General features: G+C 68.9%; 27 protein-coding genes. 16 read left to right on the forward strand and 11 right to left on the reverse strand.

Going from position 1 to position 26,389, the window contains the following annotated elements; all coding sequences use genetic code 11:
* Positions 1-631 precede the first annotated feature (631 nt).
* The 4 genes from ACFWY5_RS48920 to ACFWY5_RS48935 all read left to right on the forward strand — a co-directional run bounded on the left by ACFWY5_RS48920 (position 632) and on the right by ACFWY5_RS48935 (position 5,544).
* Positions 632-1,117: a SigE family RNA polymerase sigma factor gene (locus tag ACFWY5_RS48920; RefSeq protein WP_379622591.1), complete on the forward strand. Its 486-nt coding sequence runs from the start codon at positions 632-634 to the stop codon at positions 1,115-1,117.
* Positions 1,114-2,442, forward strand: coding sequence for a hypothetical protein (locus tag ACFWY5_RS48925; RefSeq protein ID WP_379639028.1), 1,329 nt, complete (start codon positions 1,114-1,116; stop codon positions 2,440-2,442). The genes ACFWY5_RS48920 and ACFWY5_RS48925 overlap by 4 nt, the downstream gene beginning before the upstream one ends.
* Positions 2,443-2,645: 203 nt before the next feature.
* Positions 2,646-4,580 (forward strand): hypothetical protein, encoded by a 1,935-nt coding sequence (locus ACFWY5_RS48930; protein WP_379639029.1) that lies wholly within the window; start codon positions 2,646-2,648, stop codon positions 4,578-4,580.
* 73 nt (positions 4,581-4,653) lie between these two features.
* On the forward strand, positions 4,654-5,544 hold the full coding sequence (locus tag ACFWY5_RS48935; RefSeq protein ID WP_379639030.1) for a hypothetical protein: 891 nt from the start codon (positions 4,654-4,656) through the stop codon (positions 5,542-5,544).
* A gap of 208 nt (positions 5,545-5,752) precedes the next feature.
* Here ACFWY5_RS48935 and ACFWY5_RS48940 read toward each other — a convergent pair whose 3' ends face one another.
* The 3 genes from ACFWY5_RS48940 to ACFWY5_RS48950 all read right to left on the reverse strand — a co-directional run bounded on the left by ACFWY5_RS48940 (position 5,753) and on the right by ACFWY5_RS48950 (position 7,856).
* Positions 5,753-6,274 (reverse strand): hypothetical protein, encoded by a 522-nt coding sequence (locus ACFWY5_RS48940; RefSeq protein ID WP_379639031.1) that lies wholly within the window; start codon positions 6,272-6,274, stop codon positions 5,753-5,755.
* A 314-nt stretch (positions 6,275-6,588) separates the two neighbouring features.
* Positions 6,589-6,984 carry a hypothetical protein gene (locus ACFWY5_RS48945; protein WP_379622581.1) on the reverse strand — a complete coding sequence of 132 codons (396 nt, stop codon included), beginning with the start codon at positions 6,982-6,984 and terminating at the stop codon, positions 6,589-6,591.
* Between the two features lie 38 nt (positions 6,985-7,022).
* Positions 7,023-7,856 carry a helix-turn-helix domain-containing protein gene (locus ACFWY5_RS48950; RefSeq protein WP_379639032.1) on the reverse strand — a complete coding sequence of 278 codons (834 nt, stop codon included), beginning with the start codon at positions 7,854-7,856 and terminating at the stop codon, positions 7,023-7,025.
* A gap of 96 nt (positions 7,857-7,952) precedes the next feature.
* Here ACFWY5_RS48950 and ACFWY5_RS48955 point away from each other — a divergent pair, with 96 nt between their 5' ends.
* The 3 genes from ACFWY5_RS48955 to ACFWY5_RS48965 all read left to right on the forward strand — a co-directional run bounded on the left by ACFWY5_RS48955 (position 7,953) and on the right by ACFWY5_RS48965 (position 10,287).
* Positions 7,953-8,966, forward strand: coding sequence for an RNA polymerase subunit sigma-70 (locus tag ACFWY5_RS48955; protein ID WP_379639033.1), 1,014 nt, complete (start codon positions 7,953-7,955; stop codon positions 8,964-8,966).
* Positions 8,967-9,022: 56 nt separating this feature from the next.
* The gene (locus ACFWY5_RS48960; protein WP_379639034.1) at positions 9,023-9,598 is read left to right on the forward strand and encodes a dihydrofolate reductase family protein; all 576 of its coding nucleotides are present in this window, start codon (positions 9,023-9,025) and stop codon (positions 9,596-9,598) included.
* Between the two features lie 95 nt (positions 9,599-9,693).
* Entirely contained in the window at positions 9,694-10,287 is a 594-nt protein-coding gene (locus ACFWY5_RS48965) for a GNAT family N-acetyltransferase (protein ID WP_379622572.1), read from the forward strand.
* Here the strand turns inward: ACFWY5_RS48965 and ACFWY5_RS48970 are convergent.
* Entirely contained in the window at positions 10,272-10,529 is a 258-nt protein-coding gene (locus ACFWY5_RS48970; protein WP_379639035.1) for a hypothetical protein, read from the reverse strand. The two genes, ACFWY5_RS48965 and ACFWY5_RS48970, sit on opposite strands and share 16 nt — an antisense overlap.
* A 14-nt stretch (positions 10,530-10,543) precedes the next feature.
* Between ACFWY5_RS48970 and ACFWY5_RS48975 the strand changes: the two genes are divergently transcribed.
* A complete protein-coding gene (locus ACFWY5_RS48975) occupies positions 10,544-11,944 on the forward strand; it encodes a hypothetical protein (protein WP_379639037.1) in 1,401 nt (466 codons plus the stop codon).
* A gap of 48 nt (positions 11,945-11,992) precedes the next feature.
* Here ACFWY5_RS48975 and ACFWY5_RS48980 read toward each other — a convergent pair whose 3' ends face one another.
* Complete coding sequence (locus ACFWY5_RS48980; RefSeq protein ID WP_379639038.1) at positions 11,993-13,561, reverse strand: hypothetical protein; 1,569 nt, start codon at positions 13,559-13,561, stop codon at positions 11,993-11,995.
* 137 nt (positions 13,562-13,698) lie between these two features.
* On the opposite strand from ACFWY5_RS48980, the gene ACFWY5_RS48985 reads away from it, so the two are divergent.
* Both ACFWY5_RS48985 and ACFWY5_RS48990 read left to right on the forward strand, forming a co-directional pair.
* Complete coding sequence (locus tag ACFWY5_RS48985) at positions 13,699-13,932, forward strand: hypothetical protein (RefSeq protein WP_379639039.1); 234 nt, start codon at positions 13,699-13,701, stop codon at positions 13,930-13,932.
* A gap of 3 nt (positions 13,933-13,935) precedes the next feature.
* Positions 13,936-15,945, forward strand: coding sequence for an immune inhibitor A domain-containing protein (locus tag ACFWY5_RS48990; RefSeq protein ID WP_379639040.1), 2,010 nt, complete (start codon positions 13,936-13,938; stop codon positions 15,943-15,945).
* A gap of 107 nt (positions 15,946-16,052) precedes the next feature.
* Here ACFWY5_RS48990 and ACFWY5_RS48995 read toward each other — a convergent pair whose 3' ends face one another.
* Positions 16,053-16,475, reverse strand: a complete 423-nt coding sequence (locus ACFWY5_RS48995; protein WP_379639041.1) for a hypothetical protein — start codon at positions 16,473-16,475, stop codon at positions 16,053-16,055.
* A gap of 86 nt (positions 16,476-16,561) precedes the next feature.
* Between ACFWY5_RS48995 and ACFWY5_RS49000 the strand changes: the two genes are divergently transcribed.
* The gene (locus tag ACFWY5_RS49000) at positions 16,562-17,200 is read left to right on the forward strand and encodes a hypothetical protein (protein WP_379639042.1); all 639 of its coding nucleotides are present in this window, start codon (positions 16,562-16,564) and stop codon (positions 17,198-17,200) included.
* On the opposite strand, the gene ACFWY5_RS49005 is transcribed toward ACFWY5_RS49000, so the two are convergent.
* Complete coding sequence (locus tag ACFWY5_RS49005) at positions 17,139-17,702, reverse strand: hypothetical protein (protein WP_379639043.1); 564 nt, start codon at positions 17,700-17,702, stop codon at positions 17,139-17,141. The two genes, ACFWY5_RS49000 and ACFWY5_RS49005, sit on opposite strands and share 62 nt — an antisense overlap.
* 141 nt (positions 17,703-17,843) lie before the next feature.
* Between ACFWY5_RS49005 and ACFWY5_RS49010 the strand changes: the two genes are divergently transcribed.
* From ACFWY5_RS49010 to ACFWY5_RS49025, 4 genes are all read left to right on the forward strand, one after another.
* Positions 17,844-19,103, forward strand: coding sequence for a sensor histidine kinase (locus tag ACFWY5_RS49010; RefSeq protein WP_379639044.1), 1,260 nt, complete (start codon positions 17,844-17,846; stop codon positions 19,101-19,103).
* A complete protein-coding gene (locus ACFWY5_RS49015) occupies positions 19,100-19,738 on the forward strand; it encodes a response regulator (RefSeq protein ID WP_379639045.1) in 639 nt (212 codons plus the stop codon). Before ACFWY5_RS49010 ends, ACFWY5_RS49015 begins: the two co-directional genes overlap by 4 nt.
* 60 nt (positions 19,739-19,798) lie before the next feature.
* Positions 19,799-20,371: an ArsR/SmtB family transcription factor gene (locus ACFWY5_RS49020; protein WP_379639046.1), complete on the forward strand. Its 573-nt coding sequence runs from the start codon at positions 19,799-19,801 to the stop codon at positions 20,369-20,371.
* Between the two features lie 112 nt (positions 20,372-20,483).
* On the forward strand, positions 20,484-21,884 hold the full coding sequence (locus ACFWY5_RS49025; RefSeq protein ID WP_379639047.1) for an alpha/beta hydrolase family protein: 1,401 nt from the start codon (positions 20,484-20,486) through the stop codon (positions 21,882-21,884).
* 27 nt (positions 21,885-21,911) lie between these two features.
* Here ACFWY5_RS49025 and ACFWY5_RS49030 read toward each other — a convergent pair whose 3' ends face one another.
* Positions 21,912-22,271: a winged helix-turn-helix transcriptional regulator gene (locus tag ACFWY5_RS49030; protein ID WP_379639048.1), complete on the reverse strand. Its 360-nt coding sequence runs from the start codon at positions 22,269-22,271 to the stop codon at positions 21,912-21,914.
* 90 nt (positions 22,272-22,361) lie between these two features.
* On the opposite strand from ACFWY5_RS49030, the gene ACFWY5_RS49035 reads away from it, so the two are divergent.
* Positions 22,362-23,849 (forward strand): MFS transporter, encoded by a 1,488-nt coding sequence (locus ACFWY5_RS49035; protein ID WP_379639049.1) that lies wholly within the window; start codon positions 22,362-22,364, stop codon positions 23,847-23,849.
* Positions 23,850-23,942: 93 nt separating this feature from the next.
* Here the strand turns inward: ACFWY5_RS49035 and ACFWY5_RS49040 are convergent, their stop codons facing one another.
* The 3 genes from ACFWY5_RS49040 to ACFWY5_RS49050 form a co-directional block, all read right to left on the reverse strand.
* Positions 23,943-24,812: an alpha/beta fold hydrolase gene (locus tag ACFWY5_RS49040; RefSeq protein ID WP_379639050.1), complete on the reverse strand. Its 870-nt coding sequence runs from the start codon at positions 24,810-24,812 to the stop codon at positions 23,943-23,945.
* Between the two features lie 71 nt (positions 24,813-24,883).
* Complete coding sequence (locus ACFWY5_RS49045; protein WP_379622542.1) at positions 24,884-25,507, reverse strand: TetR/AcrR family transcriptional regulator; 624 nt, start codon at positions 25,505-25,507, stop codon at positions 24,884-24,886.
* A gap of 157 nt (positions 25,508-25,664) precedes the next feature.
* A complete protein-coding gene (locus ACFWY5_RS49050) occupies positions 25,665-26,384 on the reverse strand; it encodes a TetR/AcrR family transcriptional regulator (protein WP_379639052.1) in 720 nt (239 codons plus the stop codon).
* Between the last annotated feature and the right edge of the window lie 5 nt (positions 26,385-26,389).

Consider the following 26,389-nt stretch of genomic DNA (forward strand, 5'->3'; position numbering starts at 1 on the left):
TGGGGGGCAGACCGCCCCGGGTGCGGGGGTAACGGCGGCCTTCGAGCCGCCACGGTTCCGGGTGGTCCCGCACTAGGGGTGTGTGTAGCCCAGCTGGTGCTCGAACACGCCCGGGTGGGGGGCCGGTCCTTCGCGGCCCCGCACCGGGACCCTTGCCAGCGCGCGGCGACTCTGCGACCTGGGTATGAGATCGCTTGCGGTGGGGCCATGAGCGAGGTCACGGGACGCCGGAAGTGCCCCGCTTGCCATTGGCGCCGTCACCGTTACCCTGCGGCGCGAGCCGGGCCTGGTAGGTCTCCCACAGCCTGCGACGGCAAGCGGGCGGGTAAGACGGGGAGTTGGGCCTCGATCAGCTCGTGGCCCGCCACGAGCTGATCTTCAGAGCGGCAGCGATGGCACCGGCGAACTGCCACGGTTGGCGTGCCCGCCGCCGTAAATCACGGCGGTCGCACTGGGCGGCCGGGCCGGCAGCGCAGGTCGCGCGGGAGCGCACCGCCGCCGCGCTGATCCTGTTGCGAGCCTCCTGAGGGGGCAAAGCTCCGATCGTCAAGGGGTGGAGTCTCGATATCGCGGACTTGAACAGGTGAGTGATGATTTCGGGTAAAGATCTTTGCAACAGAGCGAGCGGCTCATGCGTCCCGGTGGTGTGGAGTTCGAGGATTTCGTCCGGACCAGGGGATCAGCCCTGCTCCGCTACGGCTACGTGCTCACCGGCAACGCGGAGGACGCCGCCGATCTCGTCCAGGAGGCTCTGCTCAAGGTGAGCGACACCTGGAGCCGCGTACGCAACAAGGACAGCCCCGAGGCGTACGTACGCACCACCATGGCCCGCCAGCACATCAGCTGGTGGCGCAGGCGGCGCAAGGAGCACGTAACCGACGAGATCCCGGAAGGGTCCCACCACGACACCCACACCTTCGGCGAGCTCTGGAAGGAGCTCGCCACGCTGCCCAGGAGGCAGCAGGCCGTGCTGGTCCTGCGGTACTACGAGGACCTGCCGGATGACGAGATCGCCGCGATCCTCGGCATCTCTCGGGGAACAGTGCGCAGCCAGGCGTTCCGGGCGCTCGCAACGCTCAGGATCAGGCCAGCTGTGCTCGAAAGGGGACGCACATGAGATCGGGAGACGAGCCGAGGGCCGGCATGAGGACGGAAGGCGATCTGGTGGGGGCGCTGCGGCAGGCGGCCGATCGGGCTCCGGAGCCCGATCTGCTGGCCGGGGTCGGCGAGCGCAAGCGCCGGAGGACCAGGCGGCGCGCGCAGTTGCTGGCAGCGGCCGCGGTGGTGGTCGTGGTGGGCGCGGGTACGGCCGCCACCAAGGTGATCTTCGCCAGCGGGGGCGGCGAAGGCATCGGGACGGATGCCCGACCCACAGCCGAGGAAGATCGCGGGGCGGTTGCGGAACCCACGGTCACTCAGGGGCTCGGTGAGGGGCCCGAGACGGCCGAACCCACGACCACCAGGATCGTGACGGTGACGCCCAGGCGCCCTGCGGGGACGCCGATCGGGAGGCTGTGGCCGAAGGCGCTCTTCCAGATGCCCGCCAAGAACGCCGACGGCTGGCGCTACCGCCCGGTCACCGGGATCAACGCCACCGAGGTGCTGCTCATGGCGGAGTCCTCGTTTGAAAAGGCCGGAAAGATCGAGATTTATGATACTAAAACCGGCAAGGCGCGGCTGGTCGCCGAGGTGCCGGCGACCAAGGGGTTGAAGGAGTACTTCCCGCAGAGCGCCACGACCGACGGCACGAACGTCGCCTGGTACGCGTCCGGCACGGACAAGGACCGGAACAGGGTCGCGGAGGTCTGGTGGGCTCCTCTGTCCGGCGGCAAGGCGCAGAAGATCCACACCACGACCGAGTACGCCATCGACGCCATCGGACTCGACGGAGATCAGGTCGTCTGGTCGGCCGTGAAGGGCGGGGTGCAACGGAAACCGCTCGTGGGCAGCACCATCGAGCTGCTGAGCAACGAGGACCTGCACCTGATCCGCTGGCCCTGGGCCGGCGACATCGGTGACGGGCCCGACACCCTGGAGGCCAACCAGACGAAGATCGTCAACCTGGCGGAAGGTACGGAGACCAAGATCACCATCAAGCCGGGCACGACGGGCCTGCGATGCGGGCCGACCTGGTGCCACGGTCGTCTGGACGACAGGGGCATCATCCAGCGCCCCGACGGAAGCGGGTTCCGCAGGTTGCCAGGGGCCGGGTTCATGAACGGGCTCTCGCCGTACCCCATTCTCGACCGCTTCCTGCAGTCCGGGGATACCGTGTACGACCTGAACACCGGCAAGCAGGCCGTGATCACGAGAGTCGGCAGCTGGGGCGGCGTCGGCACCTCGTCGGAGGCCAGCACGATCGTCTACTGGGGCGTCACCAAGGAGCAGAAACCGGCCAAGTACTGGATGCTGAACTTGGCGGCCGTCCCGCCCGGGCAATAGCGTCCGGATCATGCCCACCGCCAGCCCATCGGCCGATGCTGCGTGGATCGCCGCGGCCAGGTGGAGGTAGGCCACGACCGTCCACCGTATTGACGTCTCGCGCGCGAAAGATTACGGTCCTGACCATAATTGAACATGAATGGACAGCCTGGAGGTCTGCTGTGCTACGACTCTGTGTGTCCTTACTTATGGTCCTGACCGTTGTGCTGGTTCCAGCCTCCGCCCGCGCGAGCTCCGCGCCGGACTGCGGCACCCAAGCGGTCACCACGTACGGCCCGGCCTCCGTCACCGGCGCGATCGTCGGTGCCACGGTCCACGACGGTCACGCCTACGTGGTCTCCCGCGGGCCGAAGCCTCCGGTCGTAGCCGAGATCGACCTGGCCACCCGCAAAGTAACGCGCACGGCCACCCTGCCGGACGGCCCCGCGGCAGGCGAGCCGGAAGGCGGTTGGGCCACGGCCGTCGCCGACGGCAAGCTGTACATCGGTACCTATCCCGTGCCCGACCTGTACAGCTACGACCTGGCCACGGGCCAGGTGGCGCACCTGCGCTCCTTCGGCGCGAACGGCGGCTTCGTCTGGAGCATGGCGGCCGCGCCGGATGGCGCCCTTTACCTCGGTACCTCCTCCGACGGCCGGCTCTGGGAGTACATCCCCTCGACCGGCGCGGTCCGCAGGTACGGCGTGCTGGCCCAGGGCGAGCACTATGTCAGGGCCGTGGCCGTCGACGACACCACGGCCTACGCCGGGCTGCTGGAAAAGGCCAAGCTGCTGGCCGTTGACCGGGTGAGCGGCGTGGTCAGGGAACTCGCCCAGGGGCCCGCGGCCGTCGGTACGGTGGCGCTGTACGGCGACCGGGTACTGGCGGCGAGCGGGAGCACGCTGATCGACGTGCGCAAGGATGGCACCGACCGCCGGCAGTTCGAAGCCGGAGTGGGCACCATCGACGCCTTCGAGGTGGCCCCTGACGGCACGGTCTACCTCACCTCACGCCCCGGCGGCGCCGTCTACAGCTACCGTACCGGGCAGAACGCGGTGATCAAGGTCGCCGACCCGCCCTCCCCGGGCGAGGAGACCCGGGCGCTGCACCTGAACGGGCAGCAGCTCATCGGCTTCGCCGGCAGCGGCGGCATGTGGTGGCTGAACCTGGCGAGCGGGACTTCCGAGTTCGTCGACCTCATCGACGCGGGCATGCCGGCGGGTCCCGAGCGGACCCAGAGCATCCTGCTGGTGCCCAACCGGGCACTGTACATCGGCGGCCACTTCGCCGTGGAGGTCCGTGACCTGCGGACCGGAAAGCAGCGCAGAATCCGCGTGGTGGGCGAGCCGAAGGCCATGGTACGGCGGGGCAACGAGATCTACGCCGCGCTGTATCCGAGCGGAGAGATCATCTCCATGAACATGCACACCGACGAGGTACGCAGCCACGGCTACATCGGCCATGGCCAGTCACGCCCGTGGGATATCGAGCACGATCCCGTCACCGACACCATCCTGGTGGCATCCGCGCCGACCGGCGCGAAGCTGAGCGGCGCCCTGACGGTGCTCGACCCCGCCACCGGGAAGCTGGACGTCTATCCGAACGTCATCCCCGACCAGAGCCTGATGAGTCTGAGCGTCGATGCCGCGCGCGGTGTCGTCTACCTCGGCGGCGACGTGCTCGGCGGAGGCGGCACCCCGCCGACCAAGACGACGGCCTCGATCGCTGCCTTCGACCTACGGCGGGGTACGGTGCTGTGGCAGATCGATCCCCTGCCGAATCACCGCACCTTCCAGGACCTCAAGGTGCACGACGGGCTGCTGTACGCGGTCTACAAACGTGTGCTCGGCGCCTGGATCGCACTCGACCCCGCCACCGGGACCATCAAGCACCAGGGCCTGCTTTCTGGCCACGGAGAGCTGTACGTACACAGAGGCCGGGTGTTCACCTCCACCTACTTCGGCGGCGGCAACGCCTACGAGCTCGGGTCAGAGGCCAAGCTGCTGGCGACCGGGCTGGGCGACGAGTGGCACACCAATCCGCAACTGCAGTTCGAGCCTGGCTCGTTCAACGCCTGGACGATCGTCGGCCGAAATCTGGCCAAGGTGCGGCTCGACCCGCGCTGCCCGCCCGTGACGATCCCGGACCAGCACGGCTAAGGCGCACTCGCAAAAGTGGAGAAATCCATGCGGGGCGCCGGGCCAGGGCTGATCCTGGGGTGGAGGAGGACTCGTGCGGAAAATGATCGAGTGCCTGTCCCTGGTGCTGTTCCTGTGCTCCTGCGGGGTGGTCCACCAGGCCCCGACCGGCGGATCACCTGACGCCTCGGCCGATGAGTTCGACAGGCGTGCCCGGGAGGTGGCGCAGCGCTGGCAGGACTCGGCCGACGACCGCGCCTGGCGTACAGGATTCGTCGCCCTGGAGGTGCTGAACCCGCAGGGATGGAACCACGTGCGCCAAATCCCGGCATGGGTGAACAGAAGCGCGCACAACGGTGCCTGGCAACTGGCCGCCGAACTGCCCGAGGCCGCACCGGAGCGCGCCGACGTGCGATGGCCGGACGGCGAAGTCTCGCAGGTGCCGCTCATCAGTGCGGCAAGCGCATACGCGCAGTTCAGCCGACCGGCCAAGCTCATCGAAGAGGACTGCCCGGCCAAGGGATGCCGTCCGCTCCGGGTGATCGGCGCCCGCCTGGGCAAGGTCCCGCTCCAGACCAGCCGCGGCACCATCCAGGCGCCCGCCTGGATGTTCGCTGTCGAGGGAGTCGAGCAGAAGAAGGTCCACGTGGCGATCGCCCCCTCGGCTGTCACCGCCCGTCCCGAACGCGTCCAGGGAGACATCGAGGAGGTGATGGCCTTCGAGCTCACCGCCGGCAAACCACACGAACTGCTTCTTCGTTACGGGTACGGCGCCTGCGACACCGTTCACGGGGCACGCGCCTACGAGACCGACCAGCTGGTCGTGGTCGACGTGGACACAAGGGATTCGGGCTCCGGTGAGGTCTGCCCGGCGATGCTCAAGACGGCCACGACCACCGTCGCGCTCGCCCGGCCGCTGGGAGAGCGCCTCGTGCTCGACTCAGGCACGGGGCTCCCGGTGCTGCGGGGGTTGAAGACGCGCTGAGCGCCGCAGGTCCTGAACAGCCTCTCCAGCAACGCCGGAACTTCGCTCGATCCTCCCGAGGTGGTTCGCACCCGCCCTTTCCCGGCTCCGCCGGAATCAGCGGACGGGGCGAGGCGGGTGGCTGTGCAGGTGGAACCCGGAGCGATATGGATCAACTGCCTCAGGAGGCTCGTTCGGCTGGGGGCGCCCCTGAGCGAGGCTATGCGGTTCAGACCACAAAGATGCGGATGGCTTCCATGGGAAGCCCCCAGCCCTCGGATCCGAGGTATATCCGACGCCAGGCGTTACCATCGCCCAGCCAGCCGCGATTGCGCACGTGTGCGCTACCTATCAACCGTGCGTCCGTGGCGTCGATGTCGCGTATCTTGATCTCCACTTGCTCGAGCGGCTGATTCTCGCCGACTGTGCCTACTCTGAACGATTCATTGACGTTGCGGCACTCCCAGGAGTCCCACCTGCGGGCGCCCACCAGCTTGACACGGGCGCAGATACCGCCGGGAATCGTGGTCATGAAGTTGAGCGCTTCCAAGTTCAGCCCCTGTCCCTGGGTGCCCGCCATTTGCCCAGCACACTTCCAGTCCAGCCAGCCCAGATCCTGGACATGGGCGTTGTAGCAGATGGTGCCGGTCGAGGCCCCGCCGGCCGCCGCCGCGGGCGGTCCGGTGCCGCTCACCAGACCGCTGACGGCCAACGTCAGCACGCCGCCCAGAACGGACATGAATCTACGCATGAAAGAAGGCCCTTCTCTTCGGTGAGCGATTCGGAATGGCATGGTCGGCCTTACCGCCATCGACGTGCCAGGACCCGTACGCAAGCCGTCGGCGGGTACACGCCACCGCTGGCATCCGAAGCCACACCTCATGTGTGAACAGGCCCATGCCCGAGAGGATCTCGGGCCTCGCTCACCGCGAACTCACCGCACACTCACCGTCCTGCGTCACAGCGAGCGGACGCGGCCCGTGAGGGGTTCAGCGGTGGGATGAAGGATTCAGGACAGGTGGCCCGGGATGGATCGCCCGATCGCGGGCCACCCCGCTTCTGGGCTCAGCTGCAGGTGACGCGGATCTCGTTGGACGGTCTGGAGTCGGGCTTTCCTGTGTACGGGTTTCGCCAGGTCACGAGCGTGCGCCAGGTCTGCGTTCCTCGGCCGCCGCAGTCGAAGTAGATCCATTCGACGTATCCGGGACCGTTGATGACCTCATGATTCATCTGGACCCAACGCCAGACGTCCCACCTTTGGATGTAGATGTCGGCACGGCTGTTCTGACCGCAACTGCTGTCGATACTGCCGCTGCCCCAGATGAGGTTGCCGTCCTTGTGGGTGACGCCGACGTGTCCTTGACAGGCCGCGGCGCTTGCGGGATTGGCGGGGCTGAGAGCGGTGATGGACGCAGCGAGCGCCGCTACCGCTACGGAGAACCTGAGCAGTTTCAGCTTCATCGGGGCTCCTTCCGGAAGGTGTTCGGATGAAGCCACTGTCAGCCACGCGGCGGCCGGCGTTCTTGCAGATTCGTGCTCAGTTTGCGTCGGAGCCTGGCCGGTGTGTCGGCGAGGTGACGGCGGATGACATTGGTCATATGAGCCTGATCGACGAACCCGTGGAGGACCGCAAGTTCGGCCAGGTCGGTCATTCCTTCGGCGAGGTGCTCAAGGACCGAGCGGACCCGTAACTCGTTGCGGTATGCCGTGAGGGTCTGCCCGGTCACCTTCTTAAAGACCCGGCTCAGGTGGTGTGGCGACGTACCGACTAACTCGCCGAGCCGTTCCAGCCCGCAGGAGGGGTTGCAGTTGAGCGCCTCCTGGGCCGCGGCGGCCAAAGCGTGATGCGCCATTCGGGTGCTCGGCCACGATGTGGGTCCAGGCCGTTCGGTACGCGCCGGCAAGGCTTCGAGCAGAGAAAGAAGCCTTTCCGCGAGCTCGAAGGAGTCGGTCCTGTCGCGGACCGCCGCGAGTAAGAGACGGTGCTGCAAATCCAGGCCGCTGCAGACGTTCAGCAACCAGTGCTTCCGCTGTGCTCCCTCCACACAGGCGTCGAACGCGGCAGGTGAAAGCCGGATCCAGGTGAATCCGCACCGCCGGCCGAATACACGTTCTACGGTTCCTGCCTTCGCGAAGTAGCCTCGGGTGGCGTCGAGAAACTCTCGGCACCCCGACTCTTCCCGCCGGAACCAGCCCGACCTGACCAAGCAGAGCCCGTCGTCGGTTTCTGGAAGTTCAGGTGACCATCGACACCGCTCGCGGGCGTCTCGGAATCTGATGTCGCCGAGCACCATGCCGCCCGTCGCGGCGAGCCGCCGGCCATGAATCACCATATGCGGATGATGCCGCATGCGATGGGTTGCGGCGGGGGCCCGCCCTTATGTGACAGGGCTTTCGGTTCGGCGAAGCTCGGGTTCTAGCCTTTCCGCATGGATGAGAACGTTTTGCTGGAACGGGCCCGCGCCGGTGACGAGAGAGCGTTCGAGCGTCTGGTGCTGGTCTATCGGGGTGAACTGGCCGCGCATTGTTATCGGATGCTCGGCTCGCCGCACGACGCCGAGGACGCGGTGCAGGAGTCGCTGCTGAACGCCTGGCGTGGGCTGGCGGGGTTCGAGGGGCGTAGCTCGTTGCGTACCTGGCTATATCGGATCAGCACCAACACCTGCCTGCGGCTGAGCGGCAAGAGGGGGCCGCGGGTCACGTCGGCGGATCGGGAGGCGGCTCGTGGCCGTACCGACGATCTCGGGACGTTCGTGGGCGGGCCGGTGTGGATGGAGCCGTGGCCGGACGATCTGGCGTCGGACGAGGCGGGACCGGCCGGCAGCTATCTGCGGCGGGAGGGCGTCGAGCTGGCGTTCGTGGCGGCGTTGCAGCGGTTGCCCGGTACGCAGAGGGCGGTGCTCATTCTGCGGGAGGTGCTGGGGTTCTCCGCGGCGGAGGTGGCCGGGCTTCTGGACACGTCGGTGGCATCGGTGAACAGCGCGCTGCAGCGGGCGGGGCAGACCATGCGCAAGCGGGTGCCCGTGGTCAGTCAGCGCGAGGAACTGGCCGCGCTCGGCGCGGGCGGGCGGCGTGAGCTGGTGGCCTCGTTCATGTCCGCATGGGAGCGAGCGGACGTGGACGGGCTCGTGGCGCTGCTGGCGGAGGACGCGCGGTTCACCATGCCGCCGCTGCCCGCCTGGTTCGACGGGCGGGACGACGTACGCCGCTTCCTGGCGGAGCGTGTGTTCGCGTTCGACTGGAGGTTGCGCCCGCTCGAGGCCAACGGTCAGCTCGGCTTCGCCTGCTACCAGCGGGCCCCTGGCGGTTCCGGGTTCGCGGCGGCCGCGATCATCGTGCTGAGCCTGCGGAAGGGGAAGATCGTGGAGATTGCCGGGTTCCTGGACGCGCAGCTGCATCACCTTTTCAGACTTCCGCCGGAAATTTCGCCCGAGGAGCGATGAGTTCGCGGCGGCTTTCGTCTCTGCACTCCTGACAACCGACACAACGGGAGAGCATCATGCGCAAAGTCGTCGTGACCAACATCGTCACCCCGGACGGCTACTTCGAAGGGCCCGGCAAGGACTTCATGGCGATGCCGGAAGAGGACGCCTTCGACGAGTACAACGCCGAACGGTTGCGTGCCGCCGACACCCTTGTGCTGGGGCGCGTGACCTACGAAGGGGCGAAGGCGTACTGGCCGGGAGCCGCCGGCGACGCCGAGACCCGTCCCGTCCTGCGGGAGATGTCGCGGCTCATCAACGCCATGAACAAGGTCGTCGTCTCCGACAGCCTGACGCCGGAGCGGAGCGCGCCCTGGCATGACACGCGTATCGTCAAGCGCGGCCACGCCCATGAGGCGGTGACAGGACTCAAGCGGTCGCCCGGCCGGGACATCATGATCTTCGGCAGCCACGTGCTCTGGAACGACCTGCTCACGCACGGCCTCATCGACGAGTTGCACCTGATGATCGGCCCCAAGATCCTCGGCGGCGGCACTCCGGCCTTCGAACTTCCCGCGCCGATGTCCCTGCGCCTCCTGGAAGCCAGGCCGCTGCCGTACTCCCAGCTCGTCTTGATCCGGTACGGCGTCTAGCGGGACGTGGCGCTGCCGGAGGACCTGACAACCTTGAGGGCCCGGGGCCGGATATTCGGTGGTCTGCCTGCCCCCGAGGACGCAAGATGGTGCGCATGACTCTGGCCACCCCCGTACTGCACACCGCTCGCCTGCGACTGCGGCCGTTCACCGATGCCGACAAGGAGGACCTCTTCGCGCTGCACAGCAGCAGCTACGTGCTGCGCTACTGGGACTCTCCGCCGTGGACCGAACGGGCTCGCGCCGAGCGCTTCATCGAGATGTGCCGGAAGATGGAGGACGAAGGTAGCGGGGCCCGGGTGGCCATCGAGCGTGCTTCTGACGGGGTCTTCGTCGGGTGGTGTGGTCTGACCGGATGGAACCCGGACTACCGCAGTGCGTCGTTGGGCTACGTTCTCCACGATGCGATGTGGGGCCGCGGCTTCGCGACGGAGGCCGCGCACGCCTTGCTGAAGTGGGCATTCGACACACTGGACCTGAATCGAGTCCAGGCCGAGGCTGATACGCGCAATGCGGCGTCCGCCCGGGTGCTGGAGAAGCTGGGATTCATGCGTGAAGGGACGTTGCGGGAGGATTGCATCGTGAACGGCGAGGTATCCGACTCGTGGGTGTTCGGGTTGATCAGGCGAGAATGGCGACCGTCGGACGCGCCGACCCCAGAGCCCCGTCAGGTTCACATTGTGAGATAGCGTTGCCGTCCGAAGCAGCCCTTCCACGGCGACGCTTGCGCGAGGGCCTCGGAAGAGCGTTCAGGTGCAGGCACCGGATCGTCCTGCCTGCCCTCGCCCGTCAGGGACTCGACCGCATGATCCGGCAGCTCGACGAGGATGCCGTAGGTGCAGCCCAGCAGGACGGACACCATCAGCCGCCGCACAATGTTCGATCCGGCCATGTGGTGCCCTAGGGTTCGGTGTCGTGTCTCGACGATCATGGATTCTGTGGAGCGTGGCATTACTGGTCACGCTGATTCCCGACGTCTTCTTCTGGATCCGATCGCTCCTGGCCGGAGATGACGGCGGCAAGAGTTACGTGTGGATGTCCGCGGGTTCGTGCCTGGGCAACCAGATCGACGACCTGATCAGGTACCCGGAACGCATGGTCAGGCTCCTGCCCCTCTTCTGGTACGGCGGCGCCCCCATGATCGTCGCAGCCTGGGGCGGCTGGTACCTGAGCGTGCGGACCGGGCGTGACCGGCTCGGCAGGGTCATCGCCCGCTCGGCCGCCGTGATCCTGCTCCTCCTCCGCCTCCCTGAGCTCCTGCTGTTCACGCTCGACGGGGCGCTGGGCCGGGAATGCCTGGACGCGTGGGGCCCGCCCGCGATAGTGAGCCGGAACGCGGGCATGGATCTCTACTTCCTGGCGCCGCCCATCCTGGTTCTGCTCGCGGTGCGCCCCGTTCGCCGCGGTTTCGTCAGGAGAGGCCGCTTCGCCCGTACGGCGGTCGCGGTCCTGACCCTGATGACCACCCTCCTGGTCGTGGACCAAGCGGCCCCTCCCGGCAAGGTGAGCAGCGAACGGGAGCTCGACTGCGCCGGTTTCGGCGACGGCACCGCAAACGACCTGACCAAGGCGGAGAAGGACTTCCTGTGCCGGGTCCGCGGCTACGACTCCTTCATGGACGATGGCATCGAGAGCTGGGCCGAGGTTCCCGACCGGGTGGTCCTGGCCCAGGGCCATGACCTGTGCCGCGTGGCCGAACAGCATGAGGGCGACACCGGCGCTCCCGCCGTGCGCGAGGCACCCCACGCGGCGCTGGCCGGCGCGCTGGGAGCGTTGTGCCCCGCGGTGGCCAGGGCCCAGGAACTGGCCGGTCAGCGCGGGCAGGCGGAAGAGGCCGCGTACTTCGCCGGCAAGGAGAAGGCCTGCGCCGCGCACCCCGCGCACCGCCCGAAGATCGAACCGGTCCGGCGACACCACGCCACCATGTGGACCGAGTTCTGGACCATCAACGGATGGGACGACGGATACGAAGGCACCAACCCCGAGCTGGTCAGAGACCTGGTCGGAAGTGAACGGGGCGCGCTGACCATCTGGGCGGCCGACAAGATCGGGCACGCCTGCGTGACCACCGAGTCCTACACCCAGCGGCCGCCGCTGGAGACCAAGGGGTGGAGGGAGGTGGTCGAGGTCGCCTACGAGAGCCCGACCGGTTCGCTGGCCCTCGCCGACGGCAGGGGGACCACGTCGCCCAAGCTGACGGCCAGCGGGCCAGGGTCCTACCGGGTCCGGGTCCACCTGCGTGGCCGTGACCTCGTCTACCAGGTTCCCTACCCGCCGGACGCCGCCGTGGAGCTGCTGATCATGGTGTTCCCCGGCGAGCGGAAGGAGCCGGCCGTCTACCGGTGACGGAGTCCGGATCACGACGGCCATCTGGCAGGAGGGCGCGATCACATCTCACGTGCGTGGAGTTCCTTCGGTCATCCACGCACGGTTCGTAGAACGTCGCACCCGTTCGAGCGGCACCTCCACGCGGCTGCCTGGCCGTACGTCCTCGGTGAGCCCGGTCAGCCGGCGTACCAGGGCCATGCCGCCGGGGTTGCGCGGCATCGTGAAGGCCAGCCTGTCGACGTCGAGCGCGCGCAGCTCGTGCCAGAGCCGTGCTGCCGTCGGCAGGGCCAGCTGCCGCCCGCGCAGATCCGGCCGGATCACGAAGGCGCTCACCTCACAGGTACCGGGTTCAGGCCGGTGGAGCCGGACGGCGATGACACCCATGAGCCCCAACCCCGGGTTCCCTCTCCGGGGTCTGTCGGCCACCAGCAGTACCCGCGTGTCCGCGAGCGCCTCCCGGAGGCCGTCCCGCTCGGCGTGCTCACCCGCCGCCTCCAGAGCGGCGGCCATCGACACCATGCCGGGCTCGTCGTAGGGCTCATAGTCCCGCACGATGTATCCGTCGTTGAGTTCGATCTCCAGGTAGGCGTCGTCCTGGCACGGCGCGTGCAGCGGATGCCGCCGGGCGCAGCCGGGATCCCAGTGGCCGGCGTAATGGATCAGCGAAGCGGCCAGATCGGAGTGGGCTGCCGCCCAGAGGTCATCGAACAGGAACCACTGCGCGTGTCCGAAGTAACCGCTGTGGACGCACATCTGGGCGAGATGGTCGCCGAGGTGGATGAGCGTACGGCCGGGGTCGCGCTCGTCCTCCGGGGTGAAACCGTTCAGCAGACGCAGTGCCCTGGCGTGCGCTTCCTGGTGCGGTCGGGCCAGCGCCGCCAGGTGACGCCGGCGAGCGGCGGCGGATTCCGGGATGGACTCGTCCGGCCACCTGTTGCGACGCTCCAGCGCGGCACCGATCCGTTCCTCGCCCGGGGCCGTCAGCGCCCGCAGGGTCAGCAGTTCCTCGTCCCAGCGCTCGGGATCGGCATCACTCTCGCGCAGGGCCGCCGCCAGCTCCGGCAGCCGCACACCGGGCAAGACGGTGGGCCGGAGTCCGCCCGCGCTCCGATCGCCATCGGGGAAGTCAAGGATGACCGCATAGGTGACGCCCACCTGGCCCGCGTGGCTGAGCTCGGTTCTGATCGGGGGCACGGGTGGCTCGAAGGTCCTGCCCTGGTCTGCCGGGGTGTCCGGCAGGCGCCAGCCCTCCTCCCACACGGGATAGGCCCAGCGTTCAGGCTCGGCCAGCACGAGCGCGTCGTCGGCGAAGTAGTAGGCGAGCTTCACGTCGTCATCGTTGGTGAGGACCCGCACGCTGTGGTCGTCCACGCGCAACTCCTCCTCGTAGTAGAGGTGCTCCCGCATCAGCCGCCGCAGCTCAGCCATGCTCTCGGGAGCCGGCTCGCCCGTCTCGAAGATGCTGCCGAGGCCGTAGACATCGGTGCCGAACTCGCGGCGTACCCACTCATAGGCGTCCTCCCCGGCGGCCTCGTACCAGGACCTGCGGAACCAGTCCAGGACGGAGAGGCCGGGATAGTGCCGCACCAGCTTGCTGAGCGGGCCCTCGTACCAGCTGCGATAGACGAAATACATCCCGCGTCCCATCCGTGGTCGACTGCAGCGATCATGGCAGATCCGTAGGACAAATCCGGAAAAGGTGACTCTTCTCTGAGTGCGTGAAGTGTGACATGTTACACGCGACATAGTTGTTATCGAGAGGAAGGCGTGACGTGCGCACGTTATCCGTCGTGCTCTTATCCGGCCTTGTCCTGGGCCTGGTGCCCGGGACCGCTGCCGCCGGGCCAGACCCCCATCCCGCGAAGGTCTCATCAGCGGTCCACCGCGACCGGCCGGTCAACCCCATCGCCGACGAGGAGCGCGCCCTGCGCACCAAGGCCATGGAACAGACGCTGGGGACCACCGCCCCTCTGGCGCGCGGTCGTGCGCCCAAGGTCGGCCGGTAGTACGTGGAGCTGGCCCTGGAGCGCAAGGACCGGGTTTTCACGGTCCTGTCCGAGTTCGGGGACAAGGTCGACAATGAGACACGGCACAACGGCCAGATCAGGTACGGCGGCGCCCCCGGCCCGCTGCACAACCAGATTCCCGAACCCCGGCGAGGATACGACAACCACACCTTGTGGAGACCGGATTTCAACCGCGCCTACTACCAGGACATCTACTTCGGCCAGGGCAACTCGCTGCGCAGCTTCTACCGGCTCCAGTCCTCCGGCCGCTACGACATCGGCGGCTACGTCTCCGACTGGGTGAAGGTCCCGTACAACGAGTCGCGCTACGGCACCCCGCGCTGCACCTCGGGACTGGACTGCGACACCCCGGTCTTCGACTTCGTCCGCGACTCGGTCACCGCCTGGTACGAGGCCGAGCGAGCCAAGGGCCGCAGCGTCGCGGACATCGCCGCCGAGCTGAAGACCTTCGACGTCTGGGACCGCAGTGACCACGACAACGACGGAGACTTCGACGAGCCCGACGGATACCTCGACCGTTTCCAGGTGATCCATGCCGGTGTCGACGAGACCTGGGGCGGCGGTGCCCAGGGCGCCGACGCGTTGTGGGCCGTCAGCCACGACGCCTACTGGAACCTGCGCGGCCAGGCGGGCCCCGCCGGCAACCTGCGCGGCGGCGTCCAGATCGGCGAGACCGGCATCTGGGTCGGCAAGTTCCTGACCGCCGGCGAGAACAGCGGCGTCGGCCTCATCGCCCACGAATACGGCCACGACCTCGGGCTTCCCGACCTTTACGCGTACGGCGAAGGAGGGGACAACGGCGTCAAGTTCTGGTCGCTGATGTCCGACGCCTCCTACCTCGGGCGTAAGCACGGACCACTCGCGGAGTACCCGGGCGACCTCGACGCCTGGAGCAAGCTGCGCCTGGGCTGGCTGGATCACGAGCGCGCCCGGGCCGCGACCTCCTCCGCACACACCCTCGGCGTCAGCTCCTACAACACTCGCGATCCGCAGGCCGTACTCGTCGACCTGCCGCCACGTACGGTCAGCACCGAGCTGACCACCCCGGCACAAGGCTCCTACCAATGGTGGAGCGGCAAGGGCGACTACCTCAACGAGACTCTCACCCGGCAACTGGACCTGACCGGCGTCACGGACGCGACGCTCACCGCGAAGGTCTGGTACCAGATCGAGCAGGACTTCGACTACCTCTACACCGAGGTGTCCCTCGATGGGAAGGCATGGACCCAGGTCGGTGACAGTCTGACCGGCACCTCGGATTGGCGGGACCTGAGTGTCGACCTCCGTGCGTACGCCGGGAAGAAGATCTGGTTCCGGTTCCGCTACTCCACCGACACCAACACCGTCGAGAACGGTTTCGTGGCCGACGCGATCAACCTGCCGGGGGTCTTCTCGGATGACGTCGAGAGCGGCGACAACGGCTGGACCGCGGTGGGCTTCAGCCGCGTGGGCCGGGTCGGAACCAAGGACCACCCGCGCGCCTATCTCGTGGAGAACCGCCGCTACACCGGATACGGCCAGTACCTCAGGACCGGACCGTACAGCGCCGGGTTCCGCAACGACCCCGAGCGGGCCGAGATCTTCGAGCGCTTCCCGTACCAGGACGGTGTGCTCGTCTGGCTCTGGGACACCTTCCACGCCGACAACAGCACCCAGAACCACCCGGGCGAGGGCCTGATCCTGCCGATCGACGCCCGAGCGGTGCCGCTGCGGTGGAAGGACGGCGCTCGGGCCGGAGGGCGGGTCCAAGTCTTCGACGCCACCTTCGGCCTGGCCAGGACCGACAGGCTGCGGTTGCGCAAGGACGGCGTCGAGACGGTCTTCCCCGCCCGGCCGGGCATTCCCGTCTTCGATGACCACACCGGGGTGTACTGGGACGCCGCCTACCCCACCCTCGGCGTCCGCCCGCCGGACACCAACACCAGGATTAGGGTGATCCGAGAAGCCGACCAGGGGCGGCGCACGACCATCACGGTCGGCCCGGCCACCTGACCCGATGGCCGCCATGAGCCCGGCATGCCACGTCTGGCGGGCTCGTACCCTCGTGGAACGGCGCTCGCGCCCGGCGACACCCACGGCTGGGGGACGCCCCGGTTGGGCTATGCGCGGGTCGCGAGGTCGAACAGGGTCGTCAGCTCACGGGCGTAGCCCGGCAGGTCGAGGCCGGCAGCGCTCTGCAGCAGGAACGGCAGGCCGTCGAGGCTCCGCTGAATGGTCGCGGCCATGACGAACGTGTCGAAGTCGCGGAACTCGCCGTCGGCCTGGCCCTTGCGCAGGATGGCCTGGACGCGCCCGACGGCGGTGCGGTCGTCCGCGGGATCGTAGGAGCCGGCGCCGTCACCGTCGCGGAAGTTCAGGAAGATCGACATCAGGGCCTGCATCTGCGTCCGATGCTCGGCGATGAACTCGACCACGCCGGTGATGTACGCGCGGAGCTCGGTGCGCGCGTCCGGCTGGCCGGTCAGCCGCTCGGTGAGGAACCGGCCGAGCAGTCCGTAGACCTCGGTCACGACGGCGCTCATCAGCTCGGCCTTGCCCGCGAAATGGTAGGAGATCAGCCGCGTGCTGCTCAGGCCAGGCGCAGGCCGGGTACCACGTCGTCTTCAGCGTGCTGATCCCGATCATGCTCGTGGACATCCTCTTCCCGGCCCACCGCGATCGGCCCTACCTGCGACCGGGTGGTCTCGCCGGCGTCGCCGCCCTCGCGGTCCTCGGTGTCGGCATGGTACGCATGACCATCCCGCCTTCGCAGGACCCCGGATATCAGGCACCGGTGGCCGTTCTCGCGGGTGTCGTGCTCGCGGTCGCGATCCTGGCCGTGCTCGCCCTGCGCGTACTGCCGGGCCGTACCCCGTCACCGGCCCCCGCGAGCCGTCTCCCACAGCCCGCGGCGGCCGGGCTGCTCGCCCTGCTGGCCACGTTCGGATTTCTGGGCCTGCTGTTCCCGGCGGGAGATCCGCCGGCGTTCGGCGAAGGGGCGTGGACTCTCGTGCCGATGGCGATGGCGGCGGCCATCGGCGCCGGTGCGGGATGGCTGTTCCTGCGGTGGTCGGCAACCGGCGGATGGAGCGATCAGCACCGGATCTGGGCGGCGGGCGGTGCGCTGATGGCCCATTCCGTCGTGGCCGTGTACGTCTTCGCGTCGAGCACCTTCGACCGCGTCGGCCAGATCGTCCTCGCCGCGATCACGGTCCTCCTGCTCGCCCTGCTGGCACGACGGACACGCCGCGCCGCGCCCTGCCTCTGACGGTGCGTCCCCATGGCTTGACGATGGAGAGCACCGTGGCGAGGAAGAGGACGGCCAGCATCACGACCGACCCGGCGATCAGGCCCGGCTCCAAGGAGCCGACGTCGGCCCGCGGATCGGCCAGGGTGGCCGCGAGCGCGGCCTTCACCCCCTGGGCGGTGTACGCGTATCCGAAGACCATGGCGAAGACGGTGAGCACCAGCTTGGTGATCACCCACCAGTGGTGCAGGACGCGCCACTTGGTGTACAGCGCCAGCACCAGACCGGTGATCAGCGCGGCCAGACTCCCCGGGATCATGATCGCCGTGTCGCTGACATGCATCAGCTCGTAAGCCGCGGGCCGCAGCGGCTTTCCGCCGCTGGTCAGCGCCACGACGCCCATGACGAGCATGGCGTAGCACCCGCCCAGCCAGCCCACCGAGGCGCTCACGTGCAGAACCAGCCACACCTTGCGTGCACTGGGCTTCATCCGCCAGGTGATGGCGGTATGGACTGTTCTCATGTGATGCCCTCCTGCGTGATCGACGACGATGCCTCCAGCACACAGGCGATCGGCAGCCGGGCGAATCACGGCAGATGCCACTCTTCTTGGTATAGCTGGCTGTCATGGCACGGGCGTACAGACGTCCTAAGCTGCGACGGTGTGGAGAGCACGCATCCGCGAGAGGCGGCGAGGCTCCTGGCCTCCGCCGCCCCCTGGCGCGCCTGGGCCTACGCGGCGACCGGCGCCCTGCTCGGCGGCGGCACGATGGCGGTGGTGCTGACGCTCGTCCTGGTGGGCGCGACGCTGGCGCCGGTTCTCGTGGGATTCGTCCCGCTCACGGCGGCGGGGCTGGCCGGGATCCCGGTCGGCGCCATCGAACGCCGGCGGCTGCGATTGCTGGGCCTGCCGGCGCACCCCAGCCCTCACCGGACGCTGCGCGGCGCGGGGACCGTGGCCTGGCTGCGCACCAGGCTCCGTGAGAACGCCTCCTGGCGAGAGTTCGCCTACACCATGGCGCTGATCGCCGGACTGTGGCTGCTCGACTACGTGGTCGCGGCCGTCCCTCTCGCCTGCCTGGTCTGCCTCGCCGCACCTGTCGTCTATCTGGTGTCCGGGCCGGTGGACGTCCTCGGCATCCATCTGGCCACGCTGGGGGACTCGCTCCTGACGGCTGGATTCGCCGGGCTCGGGCTGGTCGCCGCGGCCTATCTGGCCGTCGCGGTCGCGAGCGTCCGCGTCGCGGTGGTCCGGGTACTGCTCGCGCCGCCACCGTCCGAGGCCCCTGACATGGAGACGGTCGGCTCCAGCGGCCGGCTGCTCGACGCGTTCGACGCCGAGCGACGACGTATCGAGCGTGACCTGCACGACGGCACCCAGCAGCGGCTGGTCGCGCTCGGCGTGATGCTGGACATGGCGCGGATGGGCGTGGAAGACCCTGAGCTGCGCGGTCTCCTGTCCCGAGCCCATCGGGAGACGCTCACGACGCTCGACGAACTGCGCGATCTCGTCCGCGGCATCCATCCGCGGGTGCTGACCGAGCGCGGCCTGCCCGAAGCCGTCGCCGAGCTGGCCAGAGCTCACCCCCTGGCGATCCGGGTGAAGGTCGAGGTACCGGGCAGGCTCGCGCCCGGCGTGGAGAGCACCGCGTACTTCGTGGTCTGCGAGGCGCTGGCGAACGTCGCCAAACACGCCCAAGCCGGTGACTGCTGGGTCAGCGGGCGGATCGTCCGCGACGTACTGATCCTGGAAGTAGGCGACAGCGGGCGGGGCGGCCTCGCCCCTCGGGAGGACGGAGGCGTTCGAGGCATGGCCGATCGGGTGGCCGCGGTGGGCGGCCGGGTGAAGTTCGACAGCCCAGAAGGAGGGCCGACCGTGCTGCGCGCCGAGATCCCCTGCCTGCCACAGGCGATGACGGCATGAGAGTCGTGCTGGCCGAGGACTCCGGCCTGCTCCGGGAAAGCCTGGTCAACCTCATCACGCACTTCGGCCACGAGATGGTGGCCGCGGTGGCCACGGCCGGCGACCTGCGTACCGCTGCCGCTGAAACCCGGCCCGACATCGTCGTCACCGACGTACGCATGCCGCCCGACCACACCGACGACGGCCTGCGGGCCGCGATCGAGCTGCGCCGCGGCCGCCCCTCGCTGCCCGTGCTGGTCCTCAGCCAGTACGCCGACACCGCCTCGCTCACCGAGTTGCTGCGCAGCGGTGGCGCCGGCACCGGCTACCTGCTCAAGGACCGGGTGGCCGACGGAGCCCAGTTCGTGGCGACCATGTGCGAGGTCGGCGAGGGTGCGACGGTGATCGATCCGGATGTGGTGCGGCGGCTGCTCACGCACCGGGACGACCCCTTGCTGCGGCTCAGCGCCCGCGAGCTCGAAGTGCTGGCCCTGATGGCCGAGGGCCGGTCCAACGCCGCCATCGGCAGGGAACTGGTCATCTCCGACGTAACCGTCTCCAAGCACATCGGCAGCATCTTCACCAAGCTGGACCTGATCGAGGACCAGGTCAGCCACCGAAGAGTCCTGGCGGTTCTCAGCTACCTGCGCGGCTGACCGCGTCGCTCCTTGCAAATTGTCTTTGCAAAGAGTCTTTGCATCTCGTAGTCTGGTCTCATGCCTGATCCGCCGGGTCCCCAAGAGATCACCGACGTCGAAGCGCTGAAGCTGCTGGCTCACCCCATGAGGCAGCGGATCGAGCGGCAGCTACGGCAGGGCCCGGCCAACTCCACGACACTCGCCCGCGCCCTGGGGGAGAGCAGCGGGCTGACCAGCTACCACCTCCGGCAACTGGCCAAGCACGGCTTCATCGAAGAGGTCCCCGAGCTGTCACGGGGACGGGAGCGATGGTGGCGTCATGTGCCGGCGGATCGCCGGATTCCGCCTTACAGCAGGCAGAGCCCGGAGATGCGGGAGGTGGTCGAGGAGATGAATCGCCTCGACTTCGCCGACGAGCTGGAGCAGTTCACCCGCTTCCAGCTCCAGCGCGGGCAGATGGGGGAGTGGGCCGACGCCCTGGCCTGGTCCCGCTCGACGATCAAGCTCACGGCCGATGAGCTCACCGAATTCCTTGAGGAGTATGTGAAACTGCTCTACCGCTTCAAACGGCCGGAGAAGGAGACGCCACCCGGCGCGCGTGTCGTGCTCGCGCGGCTGCTGGCCTTCCCCGCACCCGCCGACGGCGAGTGAATCCGGGCCGCCGAGTGCCAGCTCGGCGGCCCAGGAACGGAATCCGCATCACCACGCCCGCGAAGGGCGTGTTTCACCGTGCGCGAATACCGCAAAGAAAGGAGAGCAGCTCATGCTGCTCCGACGCAAGTTGCCGGCCCTGTTACTGCTGCTGGCCGCTGTTCTGCCAGCCGGCCCCGTCCGGGCCGAGACCCGGGACGTGCGCAGCGGCGACGTCACCTTCACCGGTGCCGGCGGAGTGACCCTGCACGGGACGATCATCGGCCCGAAGACGACGAAGGGGCGCGGCCCGGCCATCGTCATGGTGCACGGCGCCGGCCCGGTCACCCGGGACGAATATCGGGACGAGGCGGAGGCGTACGCCAGACAAGGGGTCGTGACCTTGATCTACGACAAGCGCACCGACGGCTACTCCACCGTGCGGCGGGACTACGGGATGCTCGCCACCGACGCCCTCGCCGCCGTGCGGACCCTGCGCGCCCGCCCCGAGGTCGACCCGGACAGGGTCGGCATCTGGGGACTGTCGGAGGGCGGCTGGGTGGCGCCCCTGGCGGCGGCGCGTTCGGCGGACGTCGCCTTCGTGATCGTCGCGGGGGCGGTCGGCACCACCCCCGCGAGACAACAGGCGTGGGCGTACGGCGAGCGGCTCCGCCATGCCGGGATCCGCGGATCGCTCATCCCGGCGCTGCAACGACGTCTCATCCGTTACGCCGTCGCCAGCGGGCTGTTCGGCGAGGCCGCCCACGATCCCGTACGCGGCTGGGAACGTGTCCGCCAGCCGGTCCTCGCGGTATGGGGAACCCTGGATCGGGAGGCGGTGCCCGCGGAGAGCGCGAAGATCATTGCCGGGGCGCTGGCCCGGGGCGGCAACGAACACTACGCCATCCGCTTCATCGCCGGCGCCCGGCACAACCTCAACGGCACCCGGGACGACGGCTTCGACCGGCCCGACCTGCTGCCCGCGGCGTACGCCACGCTGGAGGTCGCCTGGATCAAGAGCCTGGCCGGCGGGCCGCCGCCGATCCGGATCGGCAGCCCGCCGCCCCAGGCACAGGCGAGCCGCCCGGTCGACGGGCCGCTCGCGTGGTACGAGGCTCCGCAGTGGCAGCTGGTCGCGTTCGTGCTCTTCGCGATGGCTTGCCTGAGCTACCCCGTCGGGGCGCTGGTGCGCCGGGGGCGCGGACGCCGCGGCGCCCCCGTGGCCGCCCGGCCCGCCCGCGTGTTCGTCGTCGCGCTGACGGCGACGGTGATCGGCTTCCTCGCCTATCTGGGCGTCCTGATCCTCACCGGCGCGACCGTGATCGGGCCGGTCGTCCTCGCCCGGTCCGTCCCGTGGCTGCTGCTCCAGGTCCTCGCCGTGACCGTGGTCGCCGCCGGAATCGCCACCGGCGCCGCCGCGTGGCGATCGCGGCGTTCCCTGTCCCGTGGCGGCCGGCTCCGGCTCGGCGTGCTGATCGCGGCCGCCGCGGCGTTCCTGCCGTGGGCGCTGTACTGGGGACTCGTTGTTCCGTAGACACCCCTGTCCGAGTGGAATCGGCGGTCACACCACTTCGCCATCCGCGTGGACGGCGGGGTGGTCCTCGAGGTATGACCTGCCCCACGTGTCGAGCAGGCCGACGATGGTCTCCAGGCTCCTGCCCGTGTCCGTGAGTGAGTACTCGACCCGGGGCGGCACCTCGCGGTAGACCATGCGCGAGATGATCCCGTCCTCCTCCAGTTCCCGGAGTTGGCGGGTGAGCATGCGGGGGGTGATGCCGGGCATCTCCCGCTGGAGTTCGCCGAAGCGGTGCGTGCGCTGGAGCAACTTGTAGACGATCGCCAGCTTCCAACGGCCGCCGAGGATCTCCATGGCCACCTCGACCATGCAGTTGGCGGGCTTGTCGTGCAACCCCTTACGCACCGGTGACCTCTATTTCTATACAAATCGTCACTATGACACATGAAAGACAGTACTTGTAGAATATGCACTATTATCCCCAGGCTGGTGCCTATGCACCAGGACATCCATCCACCCTCGACACCTCACAAATGGGCAGTACTCGCCGTCATGTGCGCGAGCCTGTTCCTGGTCGGCATCGACGTGACCGTGCTGCACGTCGCCCTGCCCAGCCTGTCCAGGGACCTGAAGCCCGGCGCGAGCGCGATGTTGTGGATCGTCGACAGCTACTCGCTCACCCTCGCGGCGTTGCTGGTGACCTTCGGCACCCTGGGAGATCGGCTCGGCCGCAAGCGCATGGTGCTGGCCGGGTTCGCCGTGTTCGGCGTGATCTCGGCCGCGGCGGCGATGTCCACCACGACCGCCCAACTCGTCGGGGCAAGGGTCCTGCTCGGCGTGGGAGCGGCGATGATCATGGCGTCCACCGTGGCGATCATCAGATCGGTCTTCCCCGACGCCCGCGAGCGGACGATCGCGCTCGGGGCGTGGACGGCGGCGCACAGCGCGGGCGCGATGCTCGGCCCCGTCCTCGGCGGGCTGCTCCTCGAACACTTCTGGTGGGGCTCGGTCTTCCTGGTCAATCTGCCCATCGTGGCTCTGGTGCTGATCATCGGTGCCCGGCTCATCCCTGAGTCCAAGGATCCCGCGCCGCGCCGCTGGCGCCCGGCGGACGCGGCGCTGTCGGTCGCCGCCCTCGGTCTCATGGTCTACGGGCTGAAGCACCTGGCCGAGGATCCGTCGCTGGTGCCGGCGGTCGCCGGGTCGGCCGGAATGGCGCTGGCGGTGCTGTTCGTGCTGCGCCAGCGGCGTGACTCCGAACCGCTGCTGGATCTGTCGCTGTTCGCCGACCGCCGGGTCAGCGTCGCGACGGTGAGCGTGCTGGTCTGCTTCGGCGCCAACACGGCGCTGCTGTTTTTCCTCACCCAATGGTTCCAGCTCGTGGACGGGCTCACTCCGTTTCAGGCCGGTTTGTCGCTCGTGCCGCTGGCTGCCGCCAACGCGGTGGGCGCGGCCGCGGCACCGTGGCCGGCGGCACGCTGGGGACGCCGTTCGAGCGTGGCGGCGGCGCTGGCCGCCCTCGGTGCGGCACTGGCCGTTCTCCCACTGGCCTTGGGCGGGCCCGCCGTACCCCTTGTGCTGGTCCTCGCGGGAGCGGCCGCCGGGGTGGTGATGACGCTCGGCGCGGACCTGGTGATGTCGGCGGCCAGCCAGGAGCGTGCGGGACAGGCGGCCGCCATCCAGGAGACCTCGTTCGAGCTGGGTGCGGGGCTGGGCATCGCGATCCTGGGTACGGTCGTGTCGGTCGTCTACCGCGCCGCGCTGCCCGGCCCGCCGTCCGAGGCGAGCCAATCGCTCGGCTCAGCCGTCGACAGCGCCGCGACGCTCCCGCCCGACCAGGCGGCCAACCTCCTCCAGGTGGCACGAGGCGCATTCCACACCGGCCTGAGCACCACCCTGACCGCCGCCGCGGTCGTTCTGTGGCTGACCGCCGCCATGGCCATGGCACTGCTGCGAAACACACCCGCCCACGATCGCCTGTGACCTCGGCCTGCACCCTGACGAACGCACCCGCCTGCCCGGGTTTCTCGGGCCGTCGGCGGTCGGCCTCCGGCGGGAGCCGGAAGGTCGGCGGGCTCAGGCGTCCGGCTCGCTCGTGTGCCGGAGGATGGCGGCGGCGATGCGGGGGAGTGCCGGTGCGGGCAGGGTGTGGCCCATTCCCTCGATGGGCATCAGGACGCCGCCGGGGATCGCCGCGGCCAGCGCGCGGCCCTGGTCGAAGGGGGCCATGGGGTCCTCCGTGCCGTGGATCACCAGCGTGGGAGCCGTGATCGAGCCGATCAGATCCGAACGGTCGCGCGAGGCCATCACCGCGAGGATGTGGTTGCGCATCGAGTGAGCCATGTCGCCGGCCCGGGCCGCTTCCCGCTCGATGATCCGGCGCGTGGCCGCCTCGTCGAACGAGGCGAGGGAGCCCGACAGGATGCGGGCCAGGTCGATCCGGGACTGGATGCGCTGGTCGTCGGTGGTGGGGGGATCGGTGGCCTGCCGGGTGTCCCAGGCGACCAGTCGCGGGTCGCGCTCCGAGCCGCGGAAGGTACCGGTCTGCGGGTCGACGGCGGCGGCCGCGGACATGACGGCCGTCAGGGTGCGTACCCGGGCGGGGTGTTCCAGGGCGATCTCCTGCGCGATCATGCCGCCCATCGAGGCTCCGACCACGTGCGCGGCCTTGACGCCCAGCCCGTCGAGCAGGCCGATCGCGTCGTCGGCCAGGTCGGTCAGGGTGTAGGGGCGGGTCGCGTAGTCGACGGAGCCGGACAGGCCGGTGTCGCGGTTGTCGTAGCGAATGACACGGCGCCCTCCGGCCCGCAGCATGTCACACAGGTCGTCCGGCCAGGAGGTTCCCTGGGCGCCGAGCCCCATCACCAGCAAGATCGCCGGGTCGGCCGGGTCTCCCAAGGTCTCGCACCACAGCCGGATCCCGTTGCTCTCGACCCAGCGTTCCATCGCGTGCTCCCGTCTGTGGCAGACTGCTTCCGGCAAAAAGTATAGGCCCGTTAACTTTTTGTCGGAAGTGGTCAGGGAGCGGGTGCCCGTATCACCGCGAGCATCTGCGCTCTCAGGTGGTCGCGGACCACCGCGAGGTCGCCACCGAGCCGGGCAGCGATCACCGGCGTGACCATGCCCATGACGGAGATGACCGCGATCTGGGCGGCCAATGCGGACAGGTCCGGCCGTACCTGGAGCAGGAGGGAGACCCACTCCTCGCGCACCACGCGCATCGCACGGATGAGACGCCGGCGGTCCTCCTCGGGGAGCCTCGGTAGTTCACCCTGCAGGATCAGCATCAGCTCCTGGTTCTCCAGGGCGAATGCCGCGAACCACTCGATGAGCGCGACCAGTCGCTCCTCGGGCGCCTGCTCCCGCGCGGTCAGTACGGCCCGCCCGCCCTCTCCCAGCCGTTCCAGCGACAACTCGATCAACGCGATGAGGATGGCCTGCTTGCCCGCGAAATGCCGGTAGACCGCGGGCCCGCTGACGCCGGCCGCCGCGCCGATGTCGTCGATCCCGGTGAGGTCGTAGCCGCGTTCGACGAACAGGCGGGCGGCCTGCAGCAGGATGACCCGTTTGCGCGCCCCGTGCTTGCGCCCGCTGCCGACGAAGGCTTCCAGCTCGGCCATCACGGGCCCGTCTGATGTCACCGCCCGCCTCCGTTCCTGTCCTTGGTGACGCTCAACGTACGACACCCAGACGTCGGCGTGTGAGCCAGGAGGTCCCGAATGATCTGGTGTACGGTCTCCCGCTCCCCGGCAGGCGCGCCCATCAGGTCTATGGAGGGCGGCAGCGCGTACAGGATGATCAGGGTTCGGGAGTCTCGCCGCGGTGGATGAGATCGAGCACGGCGTCGCGGACGTCGTTGAAGACGGCGATGGTCTCCTCGGCTGCTGCGGCGATGGCCGCCCGGCTGGGTGGGGTGGCGGGTTCGAGCAGGGTGGCCATGGTGTCGGCGAGGACTTCGACGGGGTCGTCGACACCGGCCGGGGCGATGGCCGGTTCGGAGACGGCGGCGAAGAATCCACCGAGTACGGCGTGCACGACATACGTCTGGCGAGGCAGGGGCTGGTCATGGCGGATCAGGCCGTGGCGGTGCAGGATCGGCATGACCGCCGAGCACATGGCGGCGGGATTGATGCGGGCGAACAGCTCACGGTCGGCGGGCTCTTCGTCGAACAGCCGCAGGAGTTCCGTGTCGCCCCTGTAGGTGCGGTGCGCCAGCGGGAGTTGGTGGGTGGTGCGCAGGAGCAGTGCGGCCAGGTGACGAGGCTGGACCGTCGCGGGGTCGGCGGTGATGCGGCCGATGCTCTGGTCCATCAGCGTCAGCAGGTCACGGGCGAACAGTCCGCGAATGAGGTCTTCCTTGCTCGGCCAGTACAGATAGACGGTGCCCTTGCCGACTCCGGCCGCGCGGCTGATCTCGGACACCGTGACCTTGCCCGCGCCGTGGTCGAGCACCAGTTCGCGTGCGCTGTCCAGGATGCGGGCGGCTTTGCGCGAGTGGTGTTCGACCAGCTGGCTCATCGGGT

It is taken from the genome of Nonomuraea sp. NPDC059007 (assembly GCF_042740555.1).
Lineage (GTDB): Bacteria > Actinomycetota > Actinomycetes > Streptosporangiales > Streptosporangiaceae > Nonomuraea.

Excerpts from the sequence above, each read along its gene's own strand:
- ACFWY5_RS48920 (WP_379622591.1), top strand. The coding sequence starts at position 632 with ATGCGTCCCGGTGGTGTGGAGTTCGAGGATTTCGTCCGGACCAGGGGA.
- ACFWY5_RS48925 (WP_379639028.1), top strand. The coding sequence starts at position 1,114 with ATGAGATCGGGAGACGAGCCGAGGGCCGGCATGAGGACGGAAGGCGAT.
- ACFWY5_RS48940 (WP_379639031.1), bottom strand. The coding sequence starts at position 6,274 with ATGCGTAGATTCATGTCCGTTCTGGGCGGCGTGCTGACGTTGGCCGTC.
- ACFWY5_RS48945 (WP_379622581.1), bottom strand. The coding sequence starts at position 6,984 with ATGAAGCTGAAACTGCTCAGGTTCTCCGTAGCGGTAGCGGCGCTCGCT.
- ACFWY5_RS48950 (WP_379639032.1), bottom strand. The coding sequence starts at position 7,856 with ATGGTGATTCATGGCCGGCGGCTCGCCGCGACGGGCGGCATGGTGCTC.
- ACFWY5_RS48955 (WP_379639033.1), top strand. The coding sequence starts at position 7,953 with ATGGATGAGAACGTTTTGCTGGAACGGGCCCGCGCCGGTGACGAGAGA.
- ACFWY5_RS48960 (WP_379639034.1), top strand. The coding sequence starts at position 9,023 with ATGCGCAAAGTCGTCGTGACCAACATCGTCACCCCGGACGGCTACTTC.
- ACFWY5_RS48965 (WP_379622572.1), top strand. The coding sequence starts at position 9,694 with ATGACTCTGGCCACCCCCGTACTGCACACCGCTCGCCTGCGACTGCGG.
- ACFWY5_RS48970 (WP_379639035.1), bottom strand. The coding sequence starts at position 10,529 with ATGATCGTCGAGACACGACACCGAACCCTAGGGCACCACATGGCCGGA.
- ACFWY5_RS48980 (WP_379639038.1), bottom strand. The coding sequence starts at position 13,561 with ATGTATTTCGTCTATCGCAGCTGGTACGAGGGCCCGCTCAGCAAGCTG.
- ACFWY5_RS48995 (WP_379639041.1), bottom strand. The coding sequence starts at position 16,475 with ATGAGCGCCGTCGTGACCGAGGTCTACGGACTGCTCGGCCGGTTCCTC.
- ACFWY5_RS49005 (WP_379639043.1), bottom strand. The coding sequence starts at position 17,702 with ATGAGAACAGTCCATACCGCCATCACCTGGCGGATGAAGCCCAGTGCA.
- ACFWY5_RS49015 (WP_379639045.1), top strand. The coding sequence starts at position 19,100 with ATGAGAGTCGTGCTGGCCGAGGACTCCGGCCTGCTCCGGGAAAGCCTG.
- ACFWY5_RS49020 (WP_379639046.1), top strand. The coding sequence starts at position 19,799 with ATGCCTGATCCGCCGGGTCCCCAAGAGATCACCGACGTCGAAGCGCTG.
- ACFWY5_RS49025 (WP_379639047.1), top strand. The coding sequence starts at position 20,484 with ATGCTGCTCCGACGCAAGTTGCCGGCCCTGTTACTGCTGCTGGCCGCT.
- ACFWY5_RS49035 (WP_379639049.1), top strand. The coding sequence starts at position 22,362 with ATGCACCAGGACATCCATCCACCCTCGACACCTCACAAATGGGCAGTA.
- ACFWY5_RS49040 (WP_379639050.1), bottom strand. The coding sequence starts at position 24,812 with ATGGAACGCTGGGTCGAGAGCAACGGGATCCGGCTGTGGTGCGAGACC.
- ACFWY5_RS49050 (WP_379639052.1), bottom strand. The coding sequence starts at position 26,384 with ATGAGCCAGCTGGTCGAACACCACTCGCGCAAAGCCGCCCGCATCCTG.